Annotated in this window: 3 protein-coding genes; all 3 read left to right on the top strand. The window is 65.3% G+C overall.

Features of this window, described 5'->3' with window-relative positions; all coding sequences use genetic code 11:
* The first annotated feature begins 97 nt into the window (after positions 1 to 97).
* Entirely contained in the window at positions 98 to 1,006 is a 909-nt protein-coding gene (locus V1288_RS04470; RefSeq protein WP_334361189.1) for an alpha/beta hydrolase, read from the top strand.
* Positions 1,007 to 1,067: 61 nt separating this feature from the next.
* Complete coding sequence (locus tag V1288_RS04465) at positions 1,068 to 2,003, top strand: ABC transporter substrate-binding protein (RefSeq protein ID WP_334355925.1); 936 nt, start codon at positions 1,068 to 1,070, stop codon at positions 2,001 to 2,003.
* Positions 1,990 to 3,996, top strand: a complete 2,007-nt coding sequence (gene fhuB, locus V1288_RS04460) for a Fe(3+)-hydroxamate ABC transporter permease FhuB (protein ID WP_334355924.1) — start codon at positions 1,990 to 1,992, stop codon at positions 3,994 to 3,996. The genes V1288_RS04465 and fhuB overlap by 14 nt, the downstream gene beginning before the upstream one ends.
* Positions 3,997 to 4,012: the final 16 nt, after the last annotated feature.

The raw sequence follows: 4,012 nt of genomic DNA, 5'->3' as shown, positions 1-4,012 counted from the left end.
GCACATGAGTCTTGATCCTGACATCGCCGCACTGCTTGAGATGGTGCAGGTTGGGACCGAAAGCGGCGCGCGCATTCCGTTTCCGCAATTGACGGCCGTGCAGGCGCGGGCTGATTTCGATGCATCCTCGCCGCTGCTCGATGTCGATCCGCCGGCGCTCGCGTATGAGCGTCAACTCGCGCTGCCGACACGCGATGGCGCCATGATCGACGCGCGGCTTTACGCGCACGGGGAGCCAGACACTCGCAATCCGGCGCCGGTCCTTCTCTACATGCACGGCGGGGGTTTTGTCGTCGGAAGTCTCGATTCGCATCAGCCATTGTGCCGCGGGCTCGCCGAAGACAGCGGCGCGGCCGTGCTGTCGGTCGGCTATCGGCTTGCGCCGGAGCACAAGTTTCCGACCGCATTCGAGGATGCGGTCGATGCGTTGGCCTGGATCGGCCGCGAGGGGGTTGCTGTGGGGATAGACGCCGGCCGCGTGGCCGTCGGCGGCGACAGTGCCGGCGGAACGCTTGCCGCTGCGCTCGCCATCGAGGCCAGGGGGAATCGAAGTCTGCCGCAGCCCGTGCTTCAGGTTCTCGCCTATCCCGGCCTGAGCTCGCGGCAAACGTCCAGTTCCTACGAACGGTACGGTTCCGGGTATCTGCTGGAACGCAGCACCGTCGACTGGTTCTTCCGGCAATATCTCCGCGACGAGTCCGATCGCGACGATTGGCGCTTTGCGCCGCTGGCCGCGAACGACCTCTCAGGGCTGCCGCCGGCGCTCATCGTGCTGGCCGAATATGACCCTCTGGTGGATGAGGGGCGCGACTACGCGGCAGGGCTCCGCGCCGCCGGCGTTGCCGCCGATCTGCAGATCTATCCGGGCATGATCCATGAGTTCCTGCGCATGGGAAACGTCGTGGCCGATGCCTTGCAGGCGCGGGCCGCGATTGGGCAGGCGCTGGCCCGCGCTTTTCGGGCCGCTGGCGCAACGCGGCATGATGTGGAAAGACGGCGCGGATGAAGGTATGTCATAGCTCTCACCCACCGCGGCCTCGCCGCAAGGCATTCCCGAACCGGATCCCATGAGCAAAAGGTCAGTCTCCGATCACAGGCCATCTCGCCGCGCGCTTCTGGCCGCGGGTCTGGGCTTTGGCGGCGGGATGCTTGCGGGTGGCTTGCCGATCGCGCTTGCGCAAACCGGTGGATCGCAATCCGGCCCCCGCGTTGCCGCGCTTGGCTGGGCCTGTGCACAGACCATACTGGCGCTCGGTGTCGTGCCGTTGGTCATTCCGGAAATCGAGCGCTACGGCAGACTCGTCGTCGAGCCGGCTGTCCCCTCAAGCGTTCAGGAAATCGGCTTGCGCTCGGAGCCAAATCTCGAACTGCTGCAGAGCTTCGCGCCGGATATTATCATCATCGATCCCAGCATCACGGCGGCAATGCCCCGGCTCAAGCTGATCGCGCCGGTCGAGGTCTTTACCATTTTCAAGCCCGGCGGACATCCGCTGGAAACCGCGCGACGTTCGACGATGGAGCTCGCGCAGCGTCTCGGCGTGCAGGTCGCATGCGAGGCCTATCTGGCGCGTTTCGATGCGGCGATGACCGGCTATCGCGAGAAGCTTCAGGGCCGCGGCGGCAAGCCGCTCTATCTCGTCAGCGAGATCGCGCGCAACCGCGCGCTCGTGTTCGGCCCGAACAGCCTCTATCAGGAGGTGCTCAGCCAGTTCGGATTGCAGAATGCCTGGACCGGACAGAGCGGTCCGTGGGGACATACCAGCCTGGGCCTCGAAGTGCTCGCCGCGGTCCCTGACGCGCGACTGGTTCTGATGAGTTCGCGGGTCGCCGATATCGAAGCCCTGCTCAAGGCAAGCCCGGTGCTGCGGACCCTGCCGTTTCTCCGGTCGGGGCGGCTGACGGTGCTGGGAAATCAATTCTTCTATGGCGGTGTGCCGGCGGCCGAACGCTTTGCACGTCTTCTCGCCGAACGTCTGCCGCAGGAAAACAATGAGCAAGGTTGACGCGCTGCCCGCCCGGTCCGGGATCGAGATGCATCCGGCGATGCTGATCGGTTTGCTGTTTGCGGCGGCCGCTGCGCTGACGTGGCGGCATCTGTCGGGATACCTGCCGGCTGGCGCATGGTTGCCGGTGCTGTGGCGTCCTGAGATTAACGATCCGCAGCAGATGCTGGTGCACTACACGGTGTTTCCGCGCATCGCGGTGGCGCTGCTCGCCGGCGCTGCGCTGGGTCTGGCCGGCACCGTGTGCCAGCAGGTGCTGCGCAATCCGCTGGCCGAGCCGAGCACCCTCGGTGTGCTGAATGGAGCCTATCTCGCGCTGGCCGTGACAACCTTGTGGGCGCCGTCGCTGCTTGCCTTCGGCCGCGAGTGGATTGCATTGATAGGCGGATTCGCCGCGTTTCTGTGCGTGTTCGGTCTCACCTGGCGCCGCGCGCTATCGCCAGTCGTGCTGGTGCTTGCCGGGCTGATCGTCGCCTATTACTGCGCCGTGACGACCCAGGCCTTGGTCTTGCTCAATCATGAATACCTGATCGGCCTGTTCATCTGGGGCGCGGGCTTTCTCAATCAGCAGGACTGGAACACCGTCGCGTTCCTCGCGCCGCGTTTCATTATTTCCTTTGTGCTCATCGCGACGATGGTCCGCCCGCTGACCTTGCTCGGCTTCGATGACGAGACCGCGCGCAATCTCGGCCTCGGATTGACGGGAGCACGGGTCTGCGCGCTTGGCATTGCGATCGCGCTCAGCGCTTCGGTTGTCAGCGTGGTCGGCGTCATGGGTTTTGTGGGTCTTGCGGCGCCGGCCATCGTCATGCTGTCTGGCGCGCGCCGTTTTCGCGACCGGCTGATTTGGGCTCCACTTTGCGGCGCCCTGCTGCTGTGGCTGACAGATGAGCTTGTGCTGCTGATTCCGCCCGGCTATCGCGAAATGCCGGCTGGCGCCGCCACGGCCCTGATCGGTGCGCCGATGTTGCTTGTGTTGCTGCCGCGGCTACGGGCCACCGTGCCGGTAGGGAACCTCACGCCATCCGCTCCATCACGTCTTGACCATCCTTGGCGGGTGATCCTGTCCGCCGTCGCCTTGCTGTTGCTGGTGGTCTGGATCGCGCTCGCCGTCGGGGTCGGTTCAGAGGGCTGGAGTTGGAGCGGCCTGACCGGCATCCAGGAGTTTCTGCCGTGGCGCTGGCCGCGCGTCGTGTCGGCATTGGCTGCGGGGGCTACGCTGGCCGTGGCCGGCACGCTGCTGCAACGCATGACCGGGAATCCGATGGCGGCTCCAGAGGTGATGGGCATCAGCTACGGCGCCGCGATGGGTGTGCTCGTTCTCCTGTACCTGTTGCCTTCCCACACTCGCGTGGCGCAGATTGCAGGCGGCGGGATCGGAGCCTTCATCGTGCTCGGGCTGGTTCTGCTGTTCAGCCGGCGGTCCGAATTCAGTCCGGAGCGTGTGCTGCTGGCTGGTGTCGCCATGAGCGCGGCGTTCGGCGCGATCATGGCCATGGTGCTTGCGACCGGTGATCCCCGCATAGGCATGCTGCTGTCGTTGCTGGCGGGATCGCTTTATCAGATCGGTCCGACCGAGGCCGCGATACTGGCCACCGCCGCCATCGTCCTGCTGGTGATGGTGCCGATGCTGTCACGCTGGCTCGATATCCTGCCGCTCGGCGCTGCGGCGTCGCGTTCGGTGGGCGTATCGATGGCGACAAGCCGCGTCATCATCATGCTGCTGACCGCGTTGCTGACGGCGACGGCGACCTTGATGGTGGGGCTTCTAAGTCTCGTCGGTTTCATCGCGCCGCATATGGCGCGGATGATGGGAGCGCAGCGCGCGCTTCATCAGGCGGCGCTGGCCGCGCTGATTGGCGCTACACTGATGGTATCAGCGGATTGGGCCGGGCGGATGGTGATATTTCCGTTCCAGATGCCCGCCGGAATTTTCGCGATGATGCTCGCCGGACCCTATCTGGTTTGGCTATTGCGCCCGCGGCGAACATGACATGCCGCGATGGAAG

It is taken from the genome of Bradyrhizobium sp. AZCC 2176 (assembly GCF_036924645.1).
Taxonomy (GTDB): Bacteria; Pseudomonadota; Alphaproteobacteria; order Rhizobiales; family Xanthobacteraceae; genus Bradyrhizobium.
The sequence above is the reverse complement of the archived record's forward strand: the minus strand, read 5'-3'. Positions and strand labels throughout refer to the sequence as shown.

What these genes read in the sequence shown, in the direction of transcription:
- V1288_RS04465 (WP_334355925.1), top strand. Translation starts at nt 1,068, where the DNA reads ATGAGCAAAAGGTCAGTCTCCGATCACAGGCCATCTCGCCGCGCGCTT.
- fhuB (WP_334355924.1), top strand. Translation starts at nt 1,990, where the DNA reads ATGAGCAAGGTTGACGCGCTGCCCGCCCGGTCCGGGATCGAGATGCAT.